The following is a 617-nucleotide window of genomic DNA, read 5'->3' as shown; positions in this document are numbered from 1 at the left end:
TCCGTGGTGATGCACTTTCCTTAGTCATTATTGATAAATTGCCTTTTACTGCACCAGATGAGCCTTTGCTAAAAGCACGTATTGAAGATTGTCGATTACAAGGTGGCGATCCATTTAATGATATACAGATCCCTGAAGCGGTTATTACGCTGAAACAAGGTGTAGGACGCCTAATTCGAGATGTGACAGATCGCGGTGCGGTAATTATTTGTGATAATCGTCTTGTTATGCGAAATTACGGCGAAACCTTTCTAAAAAGTTTACCTAATTCAACCCGTACCCGAGATCTCAATAAAGTGGTACAATTCTTACAAAATGAGAAAATGGATTAATAATGAAAAATATCACCTTATTAGCACTCGATACTTCAACAGAAGCCTGTTCTGTTGCACTTTGGCATAAAGGCGAAAACACACATTCAGATGAATTACCACAACGTACACATACAAAACGTATTCTTCCAATGGTTGATGAGTTGCTCGCTAATTCAGGTATCAATTTGAAGCAAATAGATGCGTTAGCATTTGGACGCGGTCCTGGTAGTTTTACTGGTGTCCGTGTCGGCGCAGGGATTGCTCAAGGGCTTGCATTTGGTGCTGATTTACCTGTTATTGCGG

The 617-nt window shown here is 40.7% G+C and carries 2 protein-coding genes; both read left to right on the top strand.

Going from position 1 to position 617, the window contains the following annotated elements:
• Positions 1 to 332, top strand: a 332-nt coding sequence (locus tag ACTHTS_RS10930; RefSeq protein ID WP_440370046.1) for a helicase C-terminal domain-containing protein, incomplete at its 5' end; no start/stop codon positions are given.
• A 2-nt stretch (positions 333 to 334) separates the two neighbouring features.
• Positions 335 to 617 (top strand): tRNA (adenosine(37)-N6)-threonylcarbamoyltransferase complex dimerization subunit type 1 TsaB (gene tsaB, locus ACTHTS_RS10925; protein ID WP_440370045.1); only part of this gene is annotated, 283 nt, incomplete at its 3' end.

This window comes from Neisseria sp. P0019.S003, from assembly GCF_051957115.1.
GTDB classification, from domain to species: Bacteria; Pseudomonadota; Gammaproteobacteria; order Burkholderiales; family Neisseriaceae; genus Neisseria; species Neisseria flavescens_D.
The sequence above is the reverse complement of the archived record's forward strand: the minus strand, read 5'-3'. Positions and strand labels throughout refer to the sequence as shown.